Here is a 24,983-nt window from a genome sequence, read left to right on the forward strand (position 1 = left end):
TATCCGTGGTAAGCGGCTATTAATCGTAGAACCTTGGCTCTCCGTCCGGCCGCGTTTTGAAACGCTTGTGTAACCAGAAGTATTGATCCGGGTAACGACGTATAAGGGATTCCGTTACCTGGTTCATTTTGACGGCATCATTGTAATCGTCACCTTCAGGATAGTTTTCCAGCGCCGGTTCAAAAATGATTTCGAAACCTTCTGCACGTGGTAGTTGATTGATGAAGCAGGGCACAACAATCGCGTTGGTCAGCTTGCATAGCTTGGCCAGTGTCGGCAGTGTCGCGGCCTGGACCCCGAAGAACGGTACAAAGATGGATCGCTTGCGACCGAAATCCTGGTCGGGCAAATAGAAAAACCAGTGATCTTGCTTTAGTGCACGCACCACCGGTTTCAGGCCATCCTTGAATTCCGCCAGTGTGCCCTGCCCCCAACGGGTGCGACGATTTCGAATCACGGCATCAAGTAACCGGTTCCGCGGTTTGCGGTAGATATCAACCAGTTTATGCCGACCCGCCATGTAACACCCGGCAATTTCCAGGGCAACACAATGCCCGACCAGCAGGATGACCGGCCGGCCGGTTTCTCTTGCGGCTTCGAGGTGTTGTTCGCCGATAAGCCGAAACATGTTCTCAAGCCTGCGCCTTGATCCCCACCAGGCGATACCGGTCGCCGCAACAGCCTTGCCTGTTTCGTGAAAGTTACGGCGGACAAGGGTGTTTAATTCCGGTTTAGGTGTCTCCGGAAAACATGCGGACAGGTTTTGTTCCACTACCCGGCGCCTGGACCCAAAAAAACGGAAAAGAAGCTCGCCAAGGATCGTTCCAAGCATGGCGATGACCGACAACGGCAAATGGCCCATCAACCATAGCAGGCCGAGGCCCAACCAGGTGTGCCAATGCCAGGGCGCGAGGTAGTGCCACCACGGAAACGCCAGTTGCACATCAGTCTGGGCAGCCATGGCTATTTATATCCCGTGCGCTTGCGTCCATAGAATCCGGCTTCGCCAGGAGGGCGTGTCTTGAACCGGCGATGAATCCAGAAATACTGTTCCGGGCGGTTCCTCACTTCTTCTTCTATCAGCCTATTCATACGTGCCGCGTCAAGGGTGTTATCGCCTGAAGGAAAATCCGTCAATGCCCTGTCGAAACGAATCGTGTAACGGCCATTTCTGTGCTGGGTGACAAAACAAGGAATAACGACAGCGTTGGTCATCGCCGCAATGCGTCCTAGCGCCGTCCAGGTCGCAGCCTGAACACCAAAGAAAGGTGCGAATTCATAACGCCCGGCAGAACCGGGATCCAGGTCAGGCAAATAGAAAAACGGCTTGCCTTCCCGAATCAGGCGAATCAGGGTCTTGAGCTGGGCCTGGGCTTCGACGCCGATGCAGCCAAATTGGTCCCGGCGCAGATCGATGGCCCAATGCAAAATATTTTTGCGTGGTTCGCGATACATGCCAATCATCAACCGGGTCATGGATAGCCAGGCAAACGCCATTTCCAGACCAATGAAATGGGGCGCCATGACAATCACATTCTTGTCATCATGAGCCACCAGGTTTTCTGCTCCTTCTACGGTCACGTAGCGGGCGATACGTAAACGTGGCCTGGTCCAGTTGATCCCCAGGGTGCATAACAGGCTTTGTCCTAACGTTTTAAAGTGCCGGTGCAACAGCTTGCGGTGTTCTTGTTCTGTCATCTGCGGAAAACACAGGCGCAGGTTCACGTCCGCGTAGTGGCGACGTTTGCGATCAAAACGGTAAAACAATGAACCCAGGCCGCGGCCCAACACAGCCAGCAGAGGCACGGGCAATAACACGAGCAGTTGGACAAACACACGCCCCGGTAAGCTCGGTCGCCACAGGTTTTTTTCGCCCTTGATATAACGAACGCTTTCAGTCACGAATCCGATTCCGGTTGAATGTTTTCGAGCCCGGCTCTACGCACATCCCGGGGCCGAAAGTAGGGAGACTTTTCATTGTTTGGCCTGCTGTGGAATATCCGAAACGTCCACATATATTGTTCAGGGAACTTGCGAATATTCTGCTCCAATGATGTCGCCGCTGTCTGTGCGTCCAGTTGAGCATCACCAACCGGGAAATTTTCAATCGGCGCATGAATAACCAGTTCATAACCGTGTTTCCCGTCAACGGACTTGTCCAGGCGCCTGACATAGGCCGGTAACGCCACCGCATCGCAACTGGCGATAAGCTTCGCGGCGCCGGTTAACATCGCTGCCTTGGTAGCAAAGAAATCGACGAATACGGATTTCTCGGGTCCGTGGTCTTCATCCGGCAGGTAATAAAATCCATGGCCGGAACGAATGGCCCTGATTACCGGGCGCATGCCCTTGTCGCGCAAATACAAGGTTGCGCCAAATCGGGTGCGGCCACGCTCCATAAAGTAGTCTATCAACCTGTTACGCTCGGGCTTGATCAAGCCAATGTGCGGGAACTCGCGTGAAATGATCGCACCACCAAAATCAAGGCCGACAAAATGCCCGGTCAACAAAACGACGTTTCTTCCGGCGGCCAGGGTTTTAGCATAATGCTCAATTCCCTGAATGGACACAAATTTACTGACGTATGCGTCGCTGGCCCACCACAAAACCGGCAAATCCAGCATGCTGTTCACTGCCACTTCGAAATGACGCAGTGCCAATTGTCGCCGCTCAGGCTTGCTCAACTCAGGAAATGCCAAGCGCAGGTTGATCAAGGTAATTTCCCGGCGTTTCCTGTTGGCGCTGAAATATGCTCGCCCGACCAACCGGCCCAGGAAATTCACCGGACCACGGGGCAATACCAATGACAGGCGCAGCACAAGCAATCCCATCCACGTCAACCAGAAACGTGGCGCCAGGAAGGAGGCTGAAAAAGCCGGTCGATAACCCTTAGCGATGAATTCAGTCACTTTGGTGAATTGCGTACTTACATTTCCGGGTGGTCATTATAACAATAACGCCCCCGTATCCACATTCACATTGGCGATTGGCGGTCATACCGTTATTATTGGCCCCTGTATTCGCGCCCCGTTGGCGCCGCTTGCCGAGGAAGATCATGGAGCACACCCCACAAACCAACAAACAGCGTCCGGTTCTCGCCTACGACGTTGAACCTGCGAACAAGAAATTCCGGTTACGGTTGGCTCGCTATCGTTATCAAAGTGAAGCCCTGTCTTCCTTGCTGCCTAAAGGGCCCAGCCAGGTGCTCGACGCGGGCTGCGGACGTGGTCGCCTGCCTATGTACTGGGCACGCTGGGGTGTAAAGGGTCAAACCCCGGAATTTACTGGCTTTGATTACCTGCAGGACAAGCTTGACCGCGCCGAGGGCAAAGGTTACCAACGGTTGCTGTTGCAGGATATCACCGAGACCTGGGGCTTCCCGGATGCCAGTTTCGACGTGGTTATTTGCGAGCAGGTTCTTGAACATTTAGGCGACAAAGATCTTCAGTTCGCGCTCTCAGAAATGAATCGGGTGCTCAAACCCGGCGGTAGCGCGCTGATCGGGACACCAGTGTTTAAAACCATCGAGGCTTTGTTCATGCCATTAGTGGCGCCATTTAATCGCTGGTTGCACCGATTAAAGGACAGCAACGACCCCGGCCATGAGCAACATCTCACCTTAAAGCAGCTAGGCCGGGCAATTGAACAAAACGGGTTCAAGGTCATCAACGCACGGGGCTTTCGCGTGGCAACATTGCCAAAAAACCTGCTGGAAGATCAAGAATGGTACTACAATGCCCAACAATGGCTCGGTAGCCGGTTTCCAGGCTGGTGTATTGAGGCGACTTTGACGGCAAAAAAGCGATAATTATCCCACTTAGTCTAGAAATATGGCCTTTAGATTAAGTAAAACCCCACTAGAGCAAATTGGTATATAGCAACTGCCGGATTATACATGGGTGGGGAATGTCGTTTGATATCTGGCAAGTCACTGAGGTTTTGTGGGAATATTTTATTTTTTCCCGATTATGCGCCCCCGCATTACCCGTTTCATGAAAATCTATGAAAACCGGACAGTTACTTGCTAAACTTCGGCCCCGCTTGAACCGATATATTCCAACAACCCGGAGGTAAGACCCTACCATGGCTGATAGTTACCTGTTTACATCCGAATCCGTGTCCGAAGGTCATCCAGACAAGGTGGCAGACCAGATTTCTGATGCGATCCTGGACGCGATTCTCGAGCAGGACAGACATTCACGCGTTGCCTGCGAAACCATGGTTAATACCGGCATGGTAATTATTTCCGGTGAAATTACCACCAAGGCCTGGGTCGATATGACCGAAATCGTTCGCGGCACCATCAAGCGGATTGGATATGAGGCATCGATGGGTTTTGATTGGCAGTCTTGCGCGGTTCTGACCGCACTGGACAAGCAATCTCAGGACATCGCTCAGGGTGTAAATGAAGGGGAGGGCATTGACCTGGACCAGGGCGCCGGCGACCAGGGCCTGATGTTCGGTTACGCCACCAACGAGGCGCCGGATTTTATGCCTCTGCCCATCAGCCTGTCCCATAAACTGGTTAAAAAACAAGCCGACGTTCGTAAAAACGGCAAGCTTTCGTGGCTGCGGCCTGACGCCAAGTCACAGGTCACTATTCGTTACGTCGACGGCAAACCTGCCGGTATCGACGCGGTAGTGCTATCCACGCAGCACGGCCCCGAGGTGGAACACAAGCAACTGGTCGAGGCGATCATGGAAGAAGTGATCAAGCCGGTACTGCCCGCTGAATGGCTCGACAAAAACACCAAATACTTTATTAACCCGACAGGCCGTTTTGTCGTCGGTGGACCCGTTGGCGACTGCGGGCTGACCGGGCGCAAAATTATTGTCGACACTTATGGCGGTATGGCGCGTCACGGTGGTGGTGCATTCTCAGGCAAGGATCCATCCAAGGTCGACCGTTCTGCCGCGTATGCCGGGCGCTATGTAGCAAAGAACATTGTTGCAGCCGGTCTGGCCGATCGTTGCGAAATCCAGGTTTCGTACGCGATAGGAGTTGCCAAGCCCGTATCGATTCATGTTGATACCTTTGGTACCGGCAAACTGGCGGATGACAAGATTGCCAAACTGGTTGAAGAACACTTTGACTTGCGGCCGAAAGCCATCATTCAGGAACTCGACCTGCTGCGCCCGATTTACAGCCCGACAGCAGCCTACGGCCATTTTGGTCGGGAAGCCAAAGACGGCCTGTTCACCTGGGAAAAAACCGACAAGGTTGAAGCTCTCAAAGCCGCACTTGGCCCGAAGGCCGTCAAAAATGGCTGATTAATCTGTACTCCGGTTTCGAGGAGCGTTGCAACCCGATCCACGGCTCCCGGCCGATCGGGCCAGGCTCGAAACCGGACGCTTCACGAACAACGGCGCTCATTGTGTTAATGGAGACATAGCCAATGAGCAACGACTACAAAGTCGCCGATATCGGCCTCGCACAATGGGGCCACAAGGAAATCGCCATAGCCGAATCCGAAATGCCGGGTTTGATGGCGATCCGTGAAGAGTACAAGGGCAAGGCGCCGCTTAAAGGAGCGCGCATCTCCGGTTCTCTTCATATGACCATCCAGACCGCTGTACTTATCGAGACCCTGGTTGAACTGGGCGCCGAAGTACGTTGGGCATCATGCAATATCTATTCTACCCAAGACCACGCGGCGGCGGCCATTGCCGACCAGGGTATCCCGGTTTTTGCCTGGAAAGGCGAAACTCTGGAAGAATACTGGTGGTGTACTGATCAGGCGCTGACCTGGCCCGACGGCAATGGTCCCAACATGATTCTCGATGATGGTGGTGATGCCACCATGCTGGTTCACAAGGGTGCTGAATTTGAGGCTGCCGGCAGCGTGCCCGATGCCGATGCCGATGCTTACGAAGAATGGAAGGTGTTCCTGAACCTTTGTCGTCGCAGCCTCGAGAACAGCAAGGATAAGTGGACCAACATCGCCAAGGGCATTAGGGGTGTTACCGAAGAAACCACGACCGGCGTGCATCGCCTTTACCAGATGGCAGAACGCGGCGAACTTATGTTCCCGGCCATGAACGTCAACGATTCCGTTACCAAGTCCAAGTTCGACAACCTTTACGGCTGTCGTGAATCACTGCTCGACGGTATCAAGCGTGCAACCGACGTCATGATCGCCGGCAAGATTGCCGTAGTGCTCGGCTACGGTGACGTTGGCAAGGGTTGTGCCCAGGCCTTTCGTGGAATGGGTGCTACTGTCTGGGTCACGGAAATTGACCCGATTTGCGCACTGCAAGCAGCAATGGAAGGCTATCGCGTGGTCAATATGGACGATGCCTGTAAGGTTGGCGATATCTTTGTTACCACCACCGGCAACGTGAACGTCATTAATCACGACCACATGGTGGCTATGAAGCATGAATCCATCGTCTGCAACATTGGTCACTTTGACTCAGAGATTGATATTGCCTCGCTCGAAAAATACGAGTGGGAAGAAATAAAACCCCAGGTTGATCACGTCATTTTCCCGGACGGCAAGAAACTTATAGTACTGGCCAAGGGCAGACTGGTGAATCTGGGGTGTGCTACCGGCCACCCGAGCTTCGTGATGTCCGCATCGTTCACCAACCAGGTAATGGCGCAAATTGAACTCTTCAAACATCATGATAACTACGATAATGGCGTGTTCATCCTGCCTAAGATGCTGGACGAAAAGGTTGCGCGCTTGCACCTGAATAAAATAGGCGTACACCTGACACAACTGACCCAAAAGCAGGCTGATTACATCAGTGTCCCTGTTGATGGGCCGTACAAGCCTGCGCATTATCGATATTAAAAATACGTCACCCCGGACCGCGGCAGGCGGCTCCGGGGTACGACTTTTGGCCGGACATTATGACAACCACTACCGATCTTTCGGTTTCTTGCGAGTTTTTTCCGCCGCGCACCGACGCAGGAAGAACAAACTGGCGGGAAGCCCTCAACGAACTGGCCGTTATCAAGCCGGAGTATTTCTCCTGCACTTATGGTGCCGGCGGGACGACACAGGAAGGTACCCGTGAAACCCTGCGGGACATTATTGATTCCGGCTTTGCAGGCGCGGCACACATTACCTGCATCGGTTCGACCAGGGACAAAATTCTGTCTCTACTGGACACATACAAAAACATGGGCGTACAGCGTCTGGTTGCGCTCCGGGGCGACCTGCCCCAGGGCATGAGCGACCCAGGCGAATTTCATCACGCCAATGAACTGGTAGCGTTTATTCGTGAAACAACCGGGGATGATTTTCATATTGAGGTAGCCGCTTACCCCGAAAAACATCCCGAATCACTGAATTTTCAAGATGATTTTCAGAATTTTGTTAAAAAAGTGGATGCCGGAGCGGATTCAGCTATTACCCAGTTCTTTTTTAATGTTGAATCCTATTACAGGTTTCTGGAAGACGGACTCAAGGCCGGGATCGACATCCCGGTTATTCCGGGGATCATGCCAATTACCAATTACAAAAGCCTTGCAGGCTTTGCATCCGGCTGTGGTGCTGAAATACCCCGGTGGCTGTCAACGCGACTCGAAGGTTTTGCTGATGACCTTGAATCCATTCGGGAATTCGGATTCGAAGTAGTTCTGGATTTCTGCGAGCAGCTAGTGGCGGTTGGTGCTCCCGGGTTACATTTTTATACTCTGAATCGGGCGCAACCCACCATCGACCTGGTAAGGGAGTTGGGCCTGATCAACACAAAGTGAGCGGGTATAATACATTTACGCGGTCAAACGATGATCTAGACTTGTAAGAAATATCAAAGATCCGGGGTCACCCGGATCACACACCAGGAGAACCTCAATGGGGATACGCCAGCTTACCGCATTCAGTTTTTTGACACTGGTGCTTGTCTCCTGTGGTGGCCAGAAAGCCAGCGCGCCATCCAGGGCAGTTGCAGAGGCTGTCGGCCCCAACACATATGTCATTTTTGGACCCAACCAGCTTCCAAATCCTGTCAACAAGGGGTTTATGAATAATCCCGGATTTGTTGTTACGAACAAGGGTGTGGTCGTCATAGACCCGGGCAGTGGTTTGAAAATCGGCAAAATGGTGGTCGACGAGATCAGGCGCGTCACAACTCAACCCGTCGTGGCGGTAATAAACACGCATATACACGGTGATCATTGGCTGGGTAACGGCGGCATAATCGAGGCGTTTCCGGAGGCGGTTATCTACGGCCACCCTGACATGATGGAGCGCGCCAATCACGGGGCCGGTGAAGACTGGATCAAACTTATTAACGGCCTTACGGACGGGGCAATAGTTGGCACCAAACCAGTATTGCCCAGCAAGACACTGAACGACGGTGATGTACTGACGTTTGGCATGTCTCGACTCAAGATTCATCACACCGGTCACGCCCACACCCACGGTGATTTAATGGTTGAGCTCGTTACCGAAAAGGTATTTTTTCTCGGGGACATCGTGCTTCATGGTCGCATTGGTCGTATGGATGACGGCAACTTCAAAGGCAATATTGATGCTATAGATCGGGCGCTGGCAGCAAACGCCAACGTCTATGTTCCCGGCCATGGAATGAAAGGAGACAAATCGATTCCAATGGCTTATCGAACCTACTTATCGACCATTTACGAGACCGTAAAAGGTCTCTACGATCAAGGTCTGACCGATTTTGATATGAAACCACAGGTTGTTGAAAACCTGGTTGAGTTTCAAGACTGGGGTTCTTTTGAAACCGAGGTCGGACGACAGGTTAGCCTGTGTTATATCCAGGTTGAACAGGCAGCATTTTAATCGTGCGCGGGCTTTATCCTGAAATTCATCAAAACCTGAGCTTTACCGTCACGACCGGAGACGGTCATGAACTTTACGTCGAGGAATGTGGGGTTGCTGAAGGTATACCGGTAATTTTTTTGCACGGTGGCCCCGGCGCCGGCTGTGAAGCCTGGCATCGACAATTCTTCGATCCAGAGCGGTACCGGATTATTTTGTTTGATCAACGCGGCTCCGGACGTTCTACGCCACACGCAAGCCTGGGAAATAACACATCTCAACACCTGGTCGAGGACATCGAAAGGATTCGTACACGGCTTGGCATTGAAAAATGGCTGGTTTTCGGCGGCTCATGGGGATCGACACTGGGACTGCTCTACGCCGAAACGCATCCGCAACGGGTTACCGGCTTGATACTTAGGGGCATTTTCCTGTGCAGGCCAAAAGAAATCCACTGGTTTTACCAGGAAGGTGCGAGCCGAATCTTTCCGGATTTTTGGCAAGAATTTATTGCGCCCATACCGCAAAACGAGCGTGATGATCTGGTGGAAGCGCATTACCGGCGACTGGTCGGCGATGACGAAATTGCTCGCATGGCGTCGGCCAAAGCCTGGTCTATATGGGAAGGAAAAACATCCAATCTCAAAACGAAACCCTCAGTGGTCGACTTTTTCGGGTCACCGCACACGGCGTTAAGCCTGTCTCGAATAGAAGCCCATTATTTTGTACACAACAGTTTTTTGCGTGATAACCAGCTGCTGGAAGATGCCCGAGCGATTCAGGATATACCGGGGTTTATCATTCACGGGCGCTACGACATGGTATGCCCCATTGAGAGCGCCTGGGAGCTTGCCCTGGCATGGCCAAACGCGCAGCTTCAGATCGTTCCCGGTGCCGGGCATTCTGCATCGGAACCAGGAATTGTTCACGCCCTGATTACCGCCACTGACTGGTTTGCAGACGAATTGGAGTAAATGGCCACTTACGTAATCGGGGATGTCCAGGGCTGCTTACGCTCGCTAGAAACGTTGCTGGCGAAAATTGGTTTTTCAGCCAAACACGATCGACTGTGGTTCGTTGGTGATCTGGTGAACCGGGGCCCGGATTCTCTCGGCGTACTTCGCTTTGTTCGCGACCTCGGTGATCGGGCTGTCACCGTGCTCGGCAACCATGATCTTCACCTTCTCGCTTTCGCCAACAGTGGATCCCGCGAAACCAGCCCCCCAAGCCTGGCTCCTGTACTGGGCGCGCCGGATCGTGACGAATTGCTGCTCTGGCTCCGTCATCAACCACTCTTTCACTTTGATCAAGATCTAGACTGGGCAATGGTCCACGCTGGCGTTTACCCCGGGTGGTCCGTTCACATGACAAAGAATCTTTCAGACGAAGTCCACAAAACACTGCGTGGGGACGACTGTGATGGTTTTTTTTCCGAAATGTACGGGAACGAGCCAGCCTCTTGGCATAGTCAGTTAACCGGCGCAGACAGGTTACGTTTTATAGTTAACGTCTTTACACGGCTGCGCTATATGCGTGGCCTGGAACTGGAGTTCACGGAAAAAGACGCGCCCGAAGCGGTTCTTGAGTCTACCCCGGAACTACTCCCCTGGTTCAATCATCCTCAAGGGGTCTTCTCGGGTGAATCAACCCGGCTCGTATTCGGTCATTGGTCAACCTTGCCACCGCGTCAATATGACAAAGCCTTTGCTACGGACGGGGGTTGTTTATGGGGTGGCAAACTGGTGGCACTGGAGATTGATAAAACCCTGGCCCCCGTGTGGCATTCGATTGACTGCGAACGCCGACTTCAGCCATGTCGGAACCAAGTCACAAATTAGGCAAATTCGTCAAACAGCTGGCCCGGGCGCGGTCCGGCTGCGGCAACCGGTGTACTGCTTTCGTGTCCGTAAACACTCACTGCGCGTAGTGCTCGGCTTGTTTGTAAGTGGCTCCGTTCCACCTGGCTTGGCTCATATACGCCCCGGGCCTTGTGGGTTTTCGCGTAAACAAACATGCTATCGTTTGATTCGGACCAGTCGCCACTAAATACGCGCGGCTCCGGCAGGTGGTCGTTAGTTGTCTTTTCAGCCGGGTCCTGACGTCTGCCCAGATTTTGACCATAGGCCAATGACTGAACGGTTCGATCAGGCTGGACGCGCATTAGTTCAGTGTCCCGCTGGTGTTTGCCGTTGGGGCACCCGTGATTTCCTTTAGACATCTAAGGAATATAGCACGGCATTTTGAATTGTAAATTTCTGTAACAATCCAAAACCGTCTAAGCGGGGGGCTCAAACGATCAAAACATTCGGCGGCGTGGAAACAATGGATACTATGACCAAAAAAGCACACGACATAAAAATAGATGTAGAGACACATTTTCTGGACGGACATTCTGATCCTGCCGAGTACCGGTATGTTTTTTCTTACACGGTAACAATCACCAATATAGGTCAGAAAACAGCCCAATTGATCAGTCGATACTGGCTGATAACCGACGCCGACAACCACACCGAAGAAGTGCGTGGCCCAGGAGTGGTTGGCGAACAACCTGTATTGACCCCCGGAAAAAGTTTTCGTTACACAAGCGGGACCGTGTTTCGAACGCCAGTGGGGACAATGGAGGGGAGTTATGAGTTGCGCGATGAAGACGGAATCACATTCCAAGCAAGCATCCCGGTCATTGGCTTTAGTCGACCAGGGGTGCTGCACTAACTCGGTGAGAGTTGGTAACGCGTCCTTGCACATGATTGCTACTCTAGATGGAGTTTATCAATCTCTCCAGACGGTTCAGGTCAAGATTTGTTAAACCAGGAGTGAAGCCAGCTGGTTCACTGTCTAGACATCCAGATTGCTCACGGCAAGCGCATTTCGTTCAATAAATTCGCGGCGCGGTTCGACCTGGTCTCCCATTAGCGTGGTGAACACATCGTCTGCAGCTACACCGTCCTCGATGTTCACCCTGAGCAGGCGCCGAACCTGGGGATCCATGGTTGTTTCCCACAACTGATCGGGATTCATTTCACCCAAGCCCTTGTATCGTTGAATGGACTGACCTTTCCGAGCTTCGTCCATGAGCCAGTTCAATCCGTCAGCGAAATCGGTCACCGTTAAACTCTTATCGCCACGGTGGAATACCGCCTCTTCAATAAAGGAGTGATTCAGTTTTTCTCCCAATTCTGAAATGTTCCTGTATTCACCGGAATTTATCAGTTCCTGGTTGATACGCGTAACGCGTACGGCGCCGTGGCGAACCTTGGTCACCGTTAATTCGTGAAGCTGGCTCCTGGCATCCAGGGTAATGGCGGTTTCGAAATGCGTTCCCGATTCTACTTGGGCTTCCAGTTTTGACAGCAGGGTCTGAGCAATTGACTGCAAACGCTCAGGTTTTTGCAGGTCGTCCTCAGTGATACGGGTAATGCGGGCCAGTGTGCTGAGGATGCCGCGGTCATACCGTCGCGACAGCCTTGCCAGTGTTTGGTCAACGGCGAGGAAAAAATGGCATAAATCGGCCAGCTCGACGCCTTCCATAATACCACCCGAAGCGAATTCTATTCGGGCACCATCAAGAGCTGCGTTCAACAAAAACGACTGCAGCTCCGGATCGTCTTTCAGGTATTGTTCTTTTTTACCGCGCTTAACCTTATAAAGTGGGGGTTGAGCAATATATATGTGTCCACGCTCCATAAGATCCGGCATTTGGCGGTAGAAAAACGTCAACAATAAGGTGCGTATATGGGAGCCATCAACATCGGCGTCGGTCATAATGATAATGCGATGGTAACGCAACCTATTGTAATCAAAGTCATTTTTTCCAATACCGGTTCCCAAAGCCGTTATCAAGGTGGCGACTTCCTGGGATGACAACATTTTATCGAAGCGAGCACGCTCTACGTTCAGTATTTTTCCTTTTAACGGCAGAATCGCCTGGAACTTTCGGTCACGGGCCTGCTTTGCGGACCCGCCGGCCGAATCACCCTCAACAAGGTAAATTTCGCACTTGCTAGGATCGCGCTCCTGACAGTCTGCGAGCTTTCCTGGTAACCCAGCGACATCAAGCGCCCCTTTTCTGCGGGTCATTTCACGGGCCTTGCGTGCGGCTTCGCGTGCGCGTGCGGCCTCTATAATTTTGTTGACGATAGATTTCGCGTCGGACGGGTTTTCATCCAAGTACTCTTTCAGTTTTTCACTGACAATAGACTCCACGACACCCTTCACTTCGGAGGACACCAGCTTGTCTTTGGTTTGGGATGAGAATTTCGGATCAGGTACTTTTACGGACAAAACAGCCGTTAATCCTTCCCTGGAGTCGTCACCGGACGTCGATATTTTCGATTTTTTTGCCATGGGGCTAGCGTCGATAAACTGGTTTAGGGTACGGGTCATGGCTCCACGCAGCCCGGCTAAATGCGTACCTCCATCTCGCTGAGGAATATTATTCGTGAAACAAAATATGTTTTCTTGATACGAGTCATTCCACTGCATTGAGAGCTCTACCGTAATCCCGTCTTTTTCGGCCATCATGGATATTACGGATTGGTGTAACGGTGTCTTGTTGCGGTTCAGGTGCTCGACAAACGCCTGAATGCCGCCTTTGTATTCAAATGTGTCGGTTTTACCGGTTCGTTCGTCTGTTAGAACAATACGCACCCCAGAATTCAAAAAAGAGAGCTCCCGAAGGCGTTTTGCGAGTATGTCGTAATGGATAATTGTGTCGGTAAATATCTTCGGGCTCGGTTTAAAGCGAATTTCAGTACCGGCGACTGTCGTTTCTCCAGCGATAGAAAGCGGGGCTTCCGGTTCACCCAGGTGATAGGTCTGTTTGTGTATTTTGCCATCGCGCTGGATAGTTAAGTTTAAAGTATCGGATAAAGCGTTTACGACAGACACGCCGACTCCGTGGAGACCACCGGACACCTTGTAGGAATTTTGGTCAAACTTTCCGCCAGCGTGGAGTACGGTCAAAATAACTTCTGCTGCGGAGCGCCCTTCCTCTTCGATAATCCCTGTGGGAATCCCTCGACCGTTATCGGCTACGGATACAGACTCATCTGCGTGAATGGTTACCCGGATTTCGTCGCAGTGTCCGGCCAATGCTTCATCGATGGAATTGTCTACGACCTCAAAAACCATATGGTGCAGGCCAGTGCCGTCATCAGTGTCTCCGATGTACATGCCCGGGCGTTTCCGAACTGCTTCAAGGCCCTTTAGGACCTGAATACTGCCTGAATCGTAGGTGCTGTCGGTGCTCATAAGAATTTGATTTTAAATAAGGAATGACACGAAATTCTAACAGATTTAAGGTGTTTGGGCAGGCATTTTTTCTTGCTTCGTTAGCACGATGTTTCAGTTACTTCGCCATGTTTCACGTGAAACAATTTAGGAGACTCCCAGGTTTCTAGCGCCAAAATGTTCGGATCCGTAGTAGTTACAAAAACTTGGAAACCTTTTTTTGATAACAATTTAAGCAAATTGTCTCGATGCTGGTGATCTAACTCCGAAGGCACGTCATCCAAAAGCAAAACTGGCGCGATTTCTGAATCAATATCGGACATTTGTGATAATAAAATTGCTAATAACACCATTTTTTGTTGGCCCTGGGAGGCCACCGAGCCATATGGCTTGCCACAGAAATCGACTAAAATGTCCGCACGGTGGGGGCCAAATTGAGTGTAGCCAAGCTTAATGTCCTGAGAGTGATTTTGGCGTAGCACCAGCCCATAATCATCCATTCCCCCGGTCTCAAGCCTAATGCTGACATAATGGCCTCCAAGGGAGAGTAATTCATCTACCAGTGGACCTATCGACGGTTGCCATTCATTGACATAAGCGTCCCTGGCCTCGGTAACGGCAGTCGCAAAGTCTACAATTTTCTCGTCCCACGTTTTGAGCTCGGCGAAATTTATACCACGTTGTTTTAACACTCGATTCCTTTGATCGAGGCACCGCTGGAAATCTCGCCAACTTTCCTGAAACCGATGTTCCACGTGAAACACGCCCCAGTCGAGTATGTTTCGCCGATATTTGCTTTGTTGTCTGAATCTATAATGACTATCGGGTAATATCGCTCGAACGGGTAGAATTTTAGCAACCTCGCCTGCACTCAGCGCTTTTCTTTTATCTATTGTCACTTGCCGACGCAAACCGTCTTGGCGCTGCCAAAGTATTTCCTTTGCTTTACCAAACCGGCCGTCAAACCGTCCCAATATTTCGGTCATTTTCGAACCGTGTGTAAGCACGTCGTCCAATTGGTGTGTTCTAAACGATTTACCGGTCGACAAAATTTGAATTGCTTCAAGAATCGACGTTTTGCCGCTGCCGTTATCTCCCCAAATTACATTCAGCCCTGGCGACGGTTCAAGTTCGACGTGACGCAGGTTCCGAGTATTGTTTATTACTAATGACCGTAGTGCCATAACGCACCATCCCCTGGTCTTTTTACAACCTCATGGGCATTATAAGATACAACGTGTCACTGTCTTCTTTGCACGTAAAGCTGCCGATACTGTTACCGTCTGTCAGGCCTATGTCTATTGACGCTCCGGTTAACCCAGAAACGGCATCAACGATAAAGTTTGAGTTGAAGCCTATTTCTGTATTCTCCTGATCATAATCGATCACAATTTCTTCCTGCGCTTCTTCCTGTTCCGGATTGTGTGTCGAGATATTCATCGCCTTATTACCCACACCGAGCACTATTCCCTTGAATTTCTCGTTGGACAGTATCGATACACGCTGAATAGCTTTTTTAAATTGCTCTTTATCTACAGAAACAGATTTCGTCTGCTTGCCCGGTATCACCCTCGTATAGTCAGGAAACCTGCCATCAATCAACTTTGACGTGAACTTGATGTCTCCGAACTCAACCTGGATATGATTCTTGCCAATTCTTAGTACCGCGCTCGCATCAGACGGTTCCAGGAATCGTATGAGTTCCAAAACGCCTTTTCGCGGCACGATAATCTGAGAGTTTTCATCAACGGTAAGCGCGTCTACGACCAAGTCACAGACTCCCATTCTGTGCCCATCTGTACCCACAGCCTTCAAAAGTTTGTTTTGCATTTCTATCAACAACCCGTTCATGTAATACCGAACATCTTGCTGCGCCATACAAAACTGCGTTTTTTCCAAAATTCGACGAATTGCGCCCTGGGCCAACGATATCTCCTTGTCCCAATTCGTCGTTTCTATATTGGGGAATTCGGTGGCCGGGAGCGTGACCAGGCTGAACCTGCTTTTACCCGATTTAACACTGATTTTCTCTGCTTCTGATTTAATTTCAATTATTGAGTCGTCCGGTAGTGACTTGCAAATATCCAACAACTTTCGCGCCGGAACAGTGATCTCGCCATCGGTAGCAGACTTCACTGACGTTGTCGCCACCACCTCGATTTCCAGATCCGTAGCGGTGATAACCAGAGAACCGTCTTTAACCTGTAACAGCACGTTCGACAATACAGGCAAGGTCTGCCTACGTTCGACTACGCCCGCTGCGTAGGTGAGTGGTTTCAAGAGTTCATCACGCTGGATGCTGATCTGCATCTTCCGTTCCTTTATATTGAATATATGTTTAAAAATTTAAAGTAGTAGTTATTAGTGTTGCCAAAATCTGTTGATAAGTCCCTTTTAACCTGTTTTTCCTTGTTCGCGACGTCTTGTAATCCTGTTGGTAGACTGCCTTGTGGCTTGTGGATAGTGTGTAGATAAAATGAATAACTTGGCCAATTGCTCATAAGCCGCGATTTTATCCTTTTTATCCCCCCCGTTTTCCACACCATAAAAACCCTCTTATCCACAACCTTATCCACCAGGTTTCCATCAATGACTGAGTATTCGGCAAAGGTTATCGTAGTCTTCTTTAACCCTGGAATCCGTAGACTTCAGCTCTTCAACCTTCCGACATGCATGCAGAACTGTTGTATGGTCCCGACCACCAAATCCGTCACCGATCTCAGGCAAGCTATGTTCGGTCAATTCTTTGGACAGCGCCATCGCGATCTGTCTTGGTCGCGCAATCTGCCGCGACCGCGTTTTACCGTGCATGTCGGACACCCGGATATTAAAATATTCCGCGACGATTTTCTGAATATTGTTAATCGTAATTTGGCGCTCCTGAAATGCCAGCAGATCGCGCAGATTTTCGTTGGCCAGCTCCATATTTATCGGTCGTCCGGTAAACGACGCTGCAGCCAGCACCCTCCGCAACGCGCCTTCCAGCTCCCTCACATTCGAGCGAACTCGTTTAGCAATAAAAAATGCTACGTCATCCGGCAGAGTTATGTTTTCTTCCTTCGCCTTTTTGATAATTATGGCCGCCCTTGTTTCCAGTTCTGGCGGCTCAATGGCCACCGTTAATCCAGAGCCAAACCTTGAGACCAGTCTTTCTTCAACGCCATTCAATTCTTTCGGAAATCTATCTGCTGTGATGATGACTTGTTTTTGTCCCTCCAAAAGAGCGTTAAACGTGTGAAAAAACTCTTCTTGTGAACGCTCCTTGCCGACAAAAAACTGGATATCGTCAATCAACAGCGCATCAAGTGACCGGTAATATTTTTTGAAGTCGTTCATCTGGTTGTGTTGCAACGCTTTAACCATATCGGCAACGAACTTTTCAGAGTGAACATAGGCAACCCTGGCTTCTGGTTTGTGTTCAATCATTGAGTTGCCAGCAGCTTGCATCAGGTGTGTTTTGCCCAAACCTACGCCGCCATAAATAAATAGCGGGTTATAGGCGCCCCCCGGGTTTTCCCCTACCTGTTTCGCGGCCGCTCGGGCAAGCTGGTTGGATTTTCCTTCAACATGCGTACTAAACGTGAACGAATGATTCAGTCGGCCTCCTTGGGGCCCAGGGGTGGCACGACTGGTAGACTGGGCCCGAACCGCCGAGGGCTTGGTTCCTGAGGCAATTTTTTCTTTTGTCTCACCGCCGGAGCGCGATCCGACTTCAATTTGCACCACCAACTTGTGACCATTTTCGCTGAACTGTCCAACAAGTTCGGTTATCCTCGCCAAGAACCGTTCTCTTACCCAGTCCATTACGAACCGATTTGGAGCCAATAAGCGAAGTGATCCGCTACCCTCTACAGCCTGCAGCGGTCTGATCCAAGTATTAAACTGTTGCGAGGAAAGCTCATCTTCCAGACGATTGAGGCACTGGTACCATAACGTAGTAGTTGCCACGATTTGTCCTTAACGTTTTGATTTTATGAGTTTTTATAGATGCTCCACACCACCCTAACCGCTACGGAGCTTTCGAACTTATCCCCAATAATATCTCTCTGTGGAAAACTTATCCACAATTACCTGCTGTAGTGTTCCAAATCCCAATTACCGGGGAGAATCTTGTTGACTTTAGCCTTTAAAATCCGTAACTTTGCCGCCCCTGTGATTATTGACTCCCGGCAACAAAAGCCAGGAACTTAGGTGACCATTTTATGAAACGCACATTTCAGCCCAGTATTATTAAGCGCAAGCGCACCCATGGTTTCCGCGTCCGCATGCGCACCGCGTCTGGCAGAGCCGTTATTAACGCCCGCCGTGCCAAGGGCCGCGCCCGCCTCGCGGTATAATCGGCAATCGTCCGATAGTTCCGACCCGAACAAATCCAGGGTCGGAACCCCGGTGTCCATGCACACCGAATCTCCACAACATCTTTCTCGAAGAAGAACGCTGCCCAAGGCGGCCCGGTTATTGCGCCCGGCGGAATTCGCCAGCGTGTTCAAAAACGGCGAACGCATGCAAAACCGGTTCTTTTCCATCATTCACGCCCAGTCACATGTTGCTGGTCGACGCTGTCGCCTGGGAATCGCTGTGTCCAAAAAAAATGTACGTTTGGCGGTTGCCCGAAATCGTTTAAAACGCATTATCAGGGAGTGGTTCAGGACGACAAATTTATCGTCGACGGGCGATATTATAGTTATGGCCCGCCCAGGCAGTGGATCGGCTTCGCCCCACCAGTTACGACAATCTCTGGCCAACATGAAACTCGGATCGCGGACCAACGGGAATTCCGGGCCATGAAACAGTTTATGCTTTTGTTGTTAAGGGGCTACCGTCTGTTCATCAGCCCGCTTTTGGGGCCTCCGCGGTGCCGTTTCCACCCAAGTTGTTCGGAATACTCGATTACTGCTGTTGAGCGATTTGGTGTTCTGCGCGGAATGTGGTTAAGTCTGCGCCGGGTGGGGCGCTGTCATCCCTGGAACGACGGTGGTTTTGACCCGGTACCGGAACCCGCCTCAACCAAGCCTGAATGCGGCTGTCAATCCGGAAAACGGACCTGATTCTTTAGTATTTTATTGCAGTGAAAAGATAAAAATGGACAACCAGAGACTTATATTATTTATCGCGCTGGCCAGCGTTTTGATGCTCATCTGGCTGAAGTGGGAAGAATCCAACCGGCCTATTCCGGTCCCGGCCGCCGTTACCGCGCCTGCCACCAATACACCGAGCCTGCCACCTGAACCAAACCAGGTAACGGCGACACCCCCCGCTGTGGTCGTGACCCCGGCCCAGGCGAGAACTGGTGAGAAGGTCTCTATTACAACTGACTTGCTCCAGCTGACCGTGAACACCGATGGGGCTGACATTTCCGATGCGAGGTTGTTGTCCCACCTGGAAACTGCGACGGCAAAAGACAAGCCTTTCCGACTTTTTAGCGCAGAGCCGGACCGCCTATACCTTACCCAAACCGGTATCGTTGGACGAGATCGTAGTTTCCCGACCCATCACACTGTGTTCTCAACATCCGCTACCAGTTACCAGCTGGAACCGAGCAAAGACAAGCTGGATGTCGTATTCTCGTGGAGCTCACCTGATGGTGTGGTCTACGACAAAATTTACGGTTTTAAACGTAACAGTTATGTAGTCGACATTACATTCAGAATCAGCAATCGCTCAGCTGCACAATGGAATGGATACCTGTACACCCAGTTTTTGCGACGTCGTCCGGACACGACCGGCGGCATGATGGCGTTACCCACCTATGTCGGTGGCGCAATCTATACCCCCGAAGAACAATACGAAAAGATTTCGTTTGATGATGTCGATGACGCGCAATTAAAGCGCACCGTTACCGGTGGCTGGGTTGGTATGTTGCAACACTATTTCGTTGCAGCATGGATGCCGCCCCAGGATAGCGAGAACATCTTTTTTGGCAAACCGGTTGGTAGTGGTGAGTATGTATATGGAATGACCAGAAAAAATTCTCCGGTGGTTGCTGCCGGTAGCCAGGCAGACATTTCTACACAGCTTTACCTGGGCCCAAAAGAAAACAGCCGCCTGAAACATTTACCTGCCGGCATGGAGCTGACAGTTGATTTTGGCTGGCTGACGTTTATTTCAGCACCGCTATTCTGGATACTGATCCTTATCCATGACTGGGTTGGGAACTGGGGTTGGGCGATCATCCTGTTAACCATCCTTATCAAGGCCGTGTTCTTCCCGTTATCCGCGGCAAGTTACAAATCCATGGCCAAGATGCGCGCCGTACAGCCCAAGATCCAAAGCATGAAAGAGCGGTTTGGAAGTGACAAGAACCGGTTTAACCAGGAAATGATGAATCTCTATAAAACAGAGAAGATCAACCCCCTCGGTGGTTGCTTGCCAATCCTGATCCAAATCCCGGTCTTTATCGCCCTGTACTGGGTATTGCTGGAGAGTGTCGAAATGCGACATGCGCCTTTCGCTCTTTGGCTAACTGACTTGTCGTCTCCAGACCCGTATTTCGTGTTGCCTATTATTATGGGCATCTCCATGTTTATTCAGCACCACCTTAACCCGGCGCCGGTAGATCCCATGCAAAAGAAAATCATGCAATTTTTGCCGGCCCTGTTCACGGTGTTCTTCCTGTTTTTCCCGGCCGGCCTGGTGTTGTACTGGGTTGTTAACAACATCCTATCTATTGCCCAGCAATGGCAGATAACACGAATGATCGAAGCCGGCAAAGGCTGAGCCAGTCAACGATCGTAGCCATCGCCACGCCGCCCGGCCGTGGTGGTGTTGGTATATTGCGACTATCCGGTCCCGACGCAATTAGCATAGCTTCGAAGGTCGCCGGGCCCGCGCCAGTTGCGCGAATGGCTGCTTATCGCCGGTTTCGGGACACGAGCCGTCACATCATTGATGACGGCCTGTTCCTTGTTTTCCCTGCTCCAAACTCCTTTACCGGCGAAGATGTTGTAGAGCTGCAATGCCATGGCAGCCCGGTTGCACTTGATATGCTGCAACAGCTTTGCCTGGACCTGGGCGCCGAACTGGCAGCGCCAGGCGAATTCAGTGAGCGCGCTTTCCTGAATGGTCGCATAGATCTGGTGCAGGCTGAGGCCATAGCGGACCTGATTGACAGCCGTACGCGGAGCGCCGCGCGGTCAGCCCAACGGTCTTTGCAGGGAGAGTTTTCCCGTCGCGTTAACAATTTGCGGGATCGACTGGTTGATTTGAGAAAGTATGTTGAAGCGGCTATCGATTTTACCGATGAAGACATCGACTTCCTGAACACACACGACCTGCCGGCCAAGCTGGCAGAAATTATGCGTGACGTAGACGAGCTGCTGGCGCAGGCTGAAAACGGTCGGTTACTCCATGACGGAATTACGATTGTTCTGGCCGGCCCCCCCAATGCCGGAAAATCAAGTTTGTTGAATTGCCTGGCGCACATGGACGCCGCAATTGTATCCAGTGTGCCCGGTACTACTCGTGATGTTATCAGGGAGTCGATCAGTATAGACGGATTGCCCATAACCTTGCTGGACACCGCCGGCTTGCGCCTGGCAAATGATGAAATAGAAAGTGAAGGCATACGTCGCGCGCAGAAGGCCATGGAAACAGCAGATCATGTGTTGTTGCTCACGGAAGATGGTACCAGCGAAGACGATGTAAATATTTTGATATCGCAACTCGCCGACCCGGCGCGGGCGACATTAGTATTAAACAAAATCGACATTAGTGGCCGAAACCCTGGAACGCATCATTTTCGCGGGATAACGGCCATAGCCCTGTCTGTTCAAACCGGTTCCGGGATCAGCGAGCTGAAACAGCGAATCAGGAGCCTGTTTCATACCGATGAAATTGGCGAGGCAACGTTTATCGCACGGAGACGCCATATTGATGCGCTTAATCGTGCCCGTTCATCCACGAATAACGCGAAAGTCCAGCTGCAGGCAGGCATGGGAGACTTAATGGCCGAAGATTTAAGGCAGGCCCAAAATGCATTGGCGGAAATAACCGGTGAATTTGTTGCAGACGACCTGCTCGGGGAAATCTTTTCCAGTTTTTGTATCGGCAAGTGACATGATTCAGGCTGTTTTAGTCCAGACTTGTTTGAGCTTTCGCCGGAGTTGCGCAGTCGGAATTGGTTGATCGCCGTAATGTATGCCGATATAGCTTTGAATAAATTGATCTACGCCCTGCGCGTTCATGGGTAATCGCCTGACCACCCTGTTTCGGAAATCCATCGGCCCCTCGTTTTCCCTGCGTTGAACACCTCTTTTTGCACACTGTTTGCAAAAACGGATATATAGCCGTGTCTCCGGCCTAACAGGTCCTGATCTGAACCTGTTCATGCTCCGGTACAGAACTATGGTCAGAATGAGCATCGCCAGCATGATAATGCCGGCGCCGAGCAGCTTCGACCAACCGACGGAAAGTGATTGAAGAAATTCGCGTTGTTTCTGTTGGTCAAATTCGGCCGTCCAGCGATACCAGCCCATGTTCGCTGCATCCCACTGGTGGCGTAGCGTACGCAACAACCCGTCAAGAAGACCGCTTGATGCCATCATGTCCAAACCAAAATCCAGACCGCGCCCCGCTTCCAATCCCTGTTCCTGAAGACGCCTGATGGCATCGATGCCATATTCAATGCGTTCGGGTGCTACTGCTTCAACAGGATCGACACGGATCCAGCCTTGTCCGGCCAGCCAGACCTCTGTCCAGGCATGAGCGTCTGATTGTCGTATGGTATAAAAATCACCGGTCGGATTGAAGTTGTCGCCGAGATATCCATTTACCACCCTGGCCGGCACGCCGGCTGCGCGCATTAAAATGGCAAAGGCGCTGGCGTAGTGTTCACAAAAACCACGTCTTTGTTTAAACAGAAATTCTTCAACCGGATCGCCGCCAAGAAGGGGTGGTGAAAGAGTGTAAAAGAATTCATTTTGTCGAAAGTATTGCAATGCAGCTTTGACAATATCTTCACCTGATTGTGAGCGTTCACGCCACGTATTGGCGAGCGCCCTTACCTTTGGGCTGACTGCCGGCAGTTGCAAGCCGGCAGCACGCTCAATCTCCGAGTCACCATGTACGCGATAACGCAAAGCCGATCGAAGTGAATATTTACGTTGTTGTTTGTTCAGTTCGTGCCAACGAAACAACATACCCGGCTTCAGCAACATGCCGCGTGGTTTTTCGGTGGGCATATCAAGGGCGGCAATCCAGGGGCCCGGCTTCTCCTGGATGATTTCGTAGCTGTAAATCCTGTCCAGCGCATCTACCTGGTAATTTGCACGTACGGCCGGGGCGCCTTCGCGCCAGGTGCGGCCATCAAACTGCCATAAAATAATTGCCCGCCAATAAAGCGCGCCCATAGGTCGGGCACTATCTTCGAAATTGACATAGAACACCGGCTGGTCGGACTGGGCCAACTGGTTGATGGAGCCCGGAGACATTGTATCAGACAAACCGGTTGTACCACCGCTGCTGCCAGGAAGCGCAAACAACGCGCCGGGCAGTCGCGGAAACAACAGGTACATAACCAGCATCAGAGGTATCGCCAATGTTACCAGGCCAATGCTGGTCTGAATGCGTTTCAATGCAGAAACCGATCCAGGGAAGGCAATGCGGTTCAGGCAGGTAAAGCCGATAATGACACCAACAAAAAGGTAAATTGCAAGTACGAGGGATTGTGAAAACAGGAAGTTGCCCAGTATGACAATGAAACCAAGAAGGCAGGTAACGATATAGTCACGCAATGTATCGAGTTCCAGTAACTTAAGCGCCATCATGCCAATCAACAACGACACGCCGGCGTCACGCCCAAGCACGCCGCCCTGGAATTTGACAATGATTGCAAGCATTAAGATAGCCAACAAGCCACGGGTGTAACGTCCGGGTTGATACCAGCCACGGGTGTTGATCAGCAGGCGCCACACGGCGACACCAAGGAACACGACCAGGAGATAAGGCGGCAGTTCATTGCCGTAAGGCAACAGCACGTAACCAAGAAACAGGATAAGCCAGGCAACGCTGCTCCGATCGGCGATTTTCCGCGCCGGCGCTTCGACCTGGCCAGCGCCTATTTTTCGGAAAAACATGCCAACGCCCTCAGGCATTCATGCTGATGATGTTGACCGGTACCGGGTGTGATGACTGTGCCCGGGATTTTGAGCCCATAAGACTGGTTTTGTCGCTGGGCATCTATAACAGCACGACATAACAGGCTTAACCGTGTCTCGGTATCGCCGTTTACCAGGTCCCAATCAAGCCAAAGCTTGTTTATGTCACCGGTCGCGGTTTGAACGACATAGACAGAATCGGGTGATTTCGCAGACGCTCGCCAGTGTATACGGGAAAAACTGTCACCGGCCTGGTAGTCACGAAGGCCGTTAAACTCATCACCTTGCCGGTTGTGATGTTGTGATTCAGCATCTCCAGGTGTGGCGTATTCCGCTGGTGGTAGTGGCGCCGGTGCCGGGTACACAAGGCACCGGATGGAGGGGAGCATCTCCCTTGACCATGTGTATAACAGCGCAAATGGGAATCTGGTTACCACGTGAAACGAAGGTGCATCAAGATAACCCCGACGCGTCGCCGGGGCTGAAAGCGTTATGAACGCGGTAGATTGGGCGGGAATGTCAACGGTCTCAAGCAAACGTTTGCCGTGGCGCGATTCGATTGCCGGGCGAATGCGGGTGTCCGGGTTTGTCACATGAATGATAAACCGGGCAGTTTGACCCGCAAAAACCGGCAGACTGTGACCGGTTTCTATCACCAGTCCCTTCAGGTTACGATGGGTGGTAATCATGGACAGGAAGGCTGTGGCTGCCAGTAAAAAAGTAAGACCATAGCCCATACCGTTGTTGTAATTCATGCTGGCCAGAAGCGAGACCAGCAACACGCCGGAAAAGTACCAGCCATACCGGGTGGGCAGCATGTAAATACGGTGTTGACCAAGTACAAAACGATTACCTGATCGTGCTTTGGGAAACATGGCGTTGTTCTAAATCCGTATCCGGTAAATGAGAGTGGAATACAGTT

The 24,983-nt window shown here is 51.3% G+C and carries 21 protein-coding genes and 1 riboswitch; of the genes, 12 read left to right on the forward strand and 9 right to left on the reverse strand.

The genetic code is table 11. The features are described from left to right. Positions 1-19 precede the first annotated feature (19 nt). Genes OEZ10_00190 through OEZ10_00200 form a run of 3 tightly spaced genes read right to left on the reverse strand, consistent with a single transcriptional unit; the run spans position 20 to position 2,909 of the window. Positions 20-961: a lysophospholipid acyltransferase family protein gene (locus OEZ10_00190; GenBank protein MDH5631388.1), complete on the reverse strand. Its 942-nt coding sequence runs from the start codon at positions 959-961 to the stop codon at positions 20-22. 2 nt (positions 962-963) lie between these two features. Beyond that, positions 964-1,902 (reverse strand): lysophospholipid acyltransferase family protein, encoded by a 939-nt coding sequence (locus OEZ10_00195; GenBank protein ID MDH5631389.1) that lies wholly within the window; start codon positions 1,900-1,902, stop codon positions 964-966. Continuing rightward, complete coding sequence (locus OEZ10_00200; GenBank protein ID MDH5631390.1) at positions 1,899-2,909, reverse strand: lysophospholipid acyltransferase family protein; 1,011 nt, start codon at positions 2,907-2,909, stop codon at positions 1,899-1,901. The genes OEZ10_00195 and OEZ10_00200 overlap by 4 nt, the downstream gene beginning before the upstream one ends. Before the next feature lie 146 nt (positions 2,910-3,055). Here OEZ10_00200 and OEZ10_00205 point away from each other — a divergent pair, with 146 nt between their 5' ends. From OEZ10_00205 to apaG, 8 genes are all read left to right on the forward strand, one after another. Further along, positions 3,056-3,808 (forward strand): class I SAM-dependent methyltransferase, encoded by a 753-nt coding sequence (locus OEZ10_00205; protein ID MDH5631391.1) that lies wholly within the window; start codon positions 3,056-3,058, stop codon positions 3,806-3,808. Positions 3,809-4,083: 275 nt separating this feature from the next. Further along, positions 4,084-5,271 (forward strand): methionine adenosyltransferase, encoded by a 1,188-nt coding sequence (gene metK / locus OEZ10_00210; GenBank protein ID MDH5631392.1) that lies wholly within the window; start codon positions 4,084-4,086, stop codon positions 5,269-5,271. Between the two features lie 14 nt (positions 5,272-5,285). Beyond that, a riboswitch (S-adenosyl-L-homocysteine riboswitch) is annotated at positions 5,286-5,379 on the forward strand. Positions 5,380-5,396: 17 nt separating this feature from the next. Continuing rightward, positions 5,397-6,797, forward strand: a complete 1,401-nt coding sequence (gene ahcY / locus OEZ10_00215) for an adenosylhomocysteinase (GenBank protein MDH5631393.1) — start codon at positions 5,397-5,399, stop codon at positions 6,795-6,797. 59 nt (positions 6,798-6,856) lie between these two features. Beyond that, positions 6,857-7,708 carry a methylenetetrahydrofolate reductase [NAD(P)H] gene (metF, locus tag OEZ10_00220; GenBank protein MDH5631394.1) on the forward strand — a complete coding sequence of 284 codons (852 nt, stop codon included), beginning with the start codon at positions 6,857-6,859 and terminating at the stop codon, positions 7,706-7,708. Between the two features lie 97 nt (positions 7,709-7,805). Then, entirely contained in the window at positions 7,806-8,759 is a 954-nt protein-coding gene (locus OEZ10_00225) for an MBL fold metallo-hydrolase (protein MDH5631395.1), read from the forward strand. 2 nt (positions 8,760-8,761) lie between these two features. Beyond that, a complete protein-coding gene (pip, locus tag OEZ10_00230) occupies positions 8,762-9,712 on the forward strand; it encodes a prolyl aminopeptidase (GenBank protein ID MDH5631396.1) in 951 nt (316 codons plus the stop codon). Further along, positions 9,713-10,576 carry a symmetrical bis(5'-nucleosyl)-tetraphosphatase gene (locus OEZ10_00235; protein MDH5631397.1) on the forward strand — a complete coding sequence of 288 codons (864 nt, stop codon included), beginning with the start codon at positions 9,713-9,715 and terminating at the stop codon, positions 10,574-10,576. A gap of 493 nt (positions 10,577-11,069) precedes the next feature. Further along, complete coding sequence (gene apaG / locus OEZ10_00240) at positions 11,070-11,450, forward strand: Co2+/Mg2+ efflux protein ApaG (protein ID MDH5631398.1); 381 nt, start codon at positions 11,070-11,072, stop codon at positions 11,448-11,450. Between the two features lie 123 nt (positions 11,451-11,573). Here apaG and gyrB read toward each other — a convergent pair whose 3' ends face one another. The 4 genes from gyrB to dnaA form a co-directional block, all read right to left on the reverse strand. Then, positions 11,574-13,988, reverse strand: a complete 2,415-nt coding sequence (gene gyrB / locus OEZ10_00245; GenBank protein ID MDH5631399.1) for a DNA topoisomerase (ATP-hydrolyzing) subunit B — start codon at positions 13,986-13,988, stop codon at positions 11,574-11,576. 80 nt (positions 13,989-14,068) lie between these two features. Beyond that, positions 14,069-15,151: a DNA replication/repair protein RecF gene (locus tag OEZ10_00250; GenBank protein MDH5631400.1), complete on the reverse strand. Its 1,083-nt coding sequence runs from the start codon at positions 15,149-15,151 to the stop codon at positions 14,069-14,071. A gap of 22 nt (positions 15,152-15,173) precedes the next feature. After that, positions 15,174-16,277: a DNA polymerase III subunit beta gene (gene dnaN, locus OEZ10_00255; protein ID MDH5631401.1), complete on the reverse strand. Its 1,104-nt coding sequence runs from the start codon at positions 16,275-16,277 to the stop codon at positions 15,174-15,176. Positions 16,278-16,553: 276 nt separating this feature from the next. Beyond that, positions 16,554-17,915: a chromosomal replication initiator protein DnaA gene (dnaA, locus tag OEZ10_00260; protein ID MDH5631402.1), complete on the reverse strand. Its 1,362-nt coding sequence runs from the start codon at positions 17,913-17,915 to the stop codon at positions 16,554-16,556. A gap of 254 nt (positions 17,916-18,169) precedes the next feature. On the opposite strand from dnaA, the gene rpmH reads away from it, so the two are divergent. The 4 genes from rpmH (at position 18,170) to mnmE (ending at position 22,021) form a co-directional block, all read left to right on the forward strand. Continuing rightward, positions 18,170-18,304, forward strand: coding sequence for a 50S ribosomal protein L34 (gene rpmH / locus OEZ10_00265; protein ID MDH5631403.1), 135 nt, complete (start codon positions 18,170-18,172; stop codon positions 18,302-18,304). A 447-nt stretch (positions 18,305-18,751) separates the two neighbouring features. Further along, positions 18,752-19,015: a membrane protein insertion efficiency factor YidD gene (yidD, locus tag OEZ10_00270; GenBank protein MDH5631404.1), complete on the forward strand. Its 264-nt coding sequence runs from the start codon at positions 18,752-18,754 to the stop codon at positions 19,013-19,015. Between the two features lie 34 nt (positions 19,016-19,049). After that, positions 19,050-20,684: a membrane protein insertase YidC gene (yidC, locus tag OEZ10_00275; protein MDH5631405.1), complete on the forward strand. Its 1,635-nt coding sequence runs from the start codon at positions 19,050-19,052 to the stop codon at positions 20,682-20,684. Further along, the gene (gene mnmE / locus OEZ10_00280) at positions 20,645-22,021 is read left to right on the forward strand and encodes a tRNA uridine-5-carboxymethylaminomethyl(34) synthesis GTPase MnmE (protein MDH5631406.1); all 1,377 of its coding nucleotides are present in this window, start codon (positions 20,645-20,647) and stop codon (positions 22,019-22,021) included. The genes yidC and mnmE overlap by 40 nt, the downstream gene beginning before the upstream one ends. Positions 22,022-22,027: 6 nt before the next feature. Here mnmE and OEZ10_00285 read toward each other — a convergent pair whose 3' ends face one another. Together OEZ10_00285 and OEZ10_00290 are read right to left on the reverse strand one after the other, a co-directional pair. Next, positions 22,028-24,058 (reverse strand): DUF3488 and transglutaminase-like domain-containing protein, encoded by a 2,031-nt coding sequence (locus tag OEZ10_00285; GenBank protein MDH5631407.1) that lies wholly within the window; start codon positions 24,056-24,058, stop codon positions 22,028-22,030. After that, positions 24,022-24,936, reverse strand: coding sequence for a DUF58 domain-containing protein (locus tag OEZ10_00290; GenBank protein ID MDH5631408.1), 915 nt, complete (start codon positions 24,934-24,936; stop codon positions 24,022-24,024). The genes OEZ10_00285 and OEZ10_00290 overlap by 37 nt, the downstream gene beginning before the upstream one ends. Positions 24,937-24,983: the final 47 nt, after the last annotated feature.

Source organism: Gammaproteobacteria bacterium (assembly GCA_029880545.1).
Lineage (GTDB): Bacteria > Pseudomonadota > Gammaproteobacteria > Acidiferrobacterales > SZUA-150 > JAOUOD01.

Excerpts from the sequence above, each read along its gene's own strand:
- yidC (MDH5631405.1), top strand. The coding sequence starts at position 19,050 with ATGGACAACCAGAGACTTATATTATTTATCGCGCTGGCCAGCGTTTTG.
- OEZ10_00285 (MDH5631407.1), bottom strand. The coding sequence starts at position 24,058 with ATGCCTGAGGGCGTTGGCATGTTTTTCCGAAAAATAGGCGCTGGCCAG.
- rpmH (MDH5631403.1), top strand. The coding sequence starts at position 18,170 with ATGAAACGCACATTTCAGCCCAGTATTATTAAGCGCAAGCGCACCCAT.
- metK (MDH5631392.1), top strand. The coding sequence starts at position 4,084 with ATGGCTGATAGTTACCTGTTTACATCCGAATCCGTGTCCGAAGGTCAT.
- ahcY (MDH5631393.1), top strand. The coding sequence starts at position 5,397 with ATGAGCAACGACTACAAAGTCGCCGATATCGGCCTCGCACAATGGGGC.
- OEZ10_00235 (MDH5631397.1), top strand. The coding sequence starts at position 9,713 with ATGGCCACTTACGTAATCGGGGATGTCCAGGGCTGCTTACGCTCGCTA.
- OEZ10_00205 (MDH5631391.1), top strand. The coding sequence starts at position 3,056 with ATGGAGCACACCCCACAAACCAACAAACAGCGTCCGGTTCTCGCCTAC.
- metF (MDH5631394.1), top strand. The coding sequence starts at position 6,857 with ATGACAACCACTACCGATCTTTCGGTTTCTTGCGAGTTTTTTCCGCCG.
- mnmE (MDH5631406.1), top strand. The coding sequence starts at position 20,645 with ATGGCAGATAACACGAATGATCGAAGCCGGCAAAGGCTGAGCCAGTCA.
- OEZ10_00250 (MDH5631400.1), bottom strand. The coding sequence starts at position 15,151 with ATGGCACTACGGTCATTAGTAATAAACAATACTCGGAACCTGCGTCAC.
- OEZ10_00225 (MDH5631395.1), top strand. The coding sequence starts at position 7,806 with ATGGGGATACGCCAGCTTACCGCATTCAGTTTTTTGACACTGGTGCTT.
- OEZ10_00290 (MDH5631408.1), bottom strand. The coding sequence starts at position 24,936 with ATGTTTCCCAAAGCACGATCAGGTAATCGTTTTGTACTTGGTCAACAC.
- apaG (MDH5631398.1), top strand. The coding sequence starts at position 11,070 with ATGACCAAAAAAGCACACGACATAAAAATAGATGTAGAGACACATTTT.
- dnaN (MDH5631401.1), bottom strand. The coding sequence starts at position 16,277 with ATGCAGATCAGCATCCAGCGTGATGAACTCTTGAAACCACTCACCTAC.
- gyrB (MDH5631399.1), bottom strand. The coding sequence starts at position 13,988 with ATGAGCACCGACAGCACCTACGATTCAGGCAGTATTCAGGTCCTAAAG.
- OEZ10_00190 (MDH5631388.1), bottom strand. The coding sequence starts at position 961 with ATGGCTGCCCAGACTGATGTGCAACTGGCGTTTCCGTGGTGGCACTAC.
- yidD (MDH5631404.1), top strand. The coding sequence starts at position 18,752 with ATGAAACAGTTTATGCTTTTGTTGTTAAGGGGCTACCGTCTGTTCATC.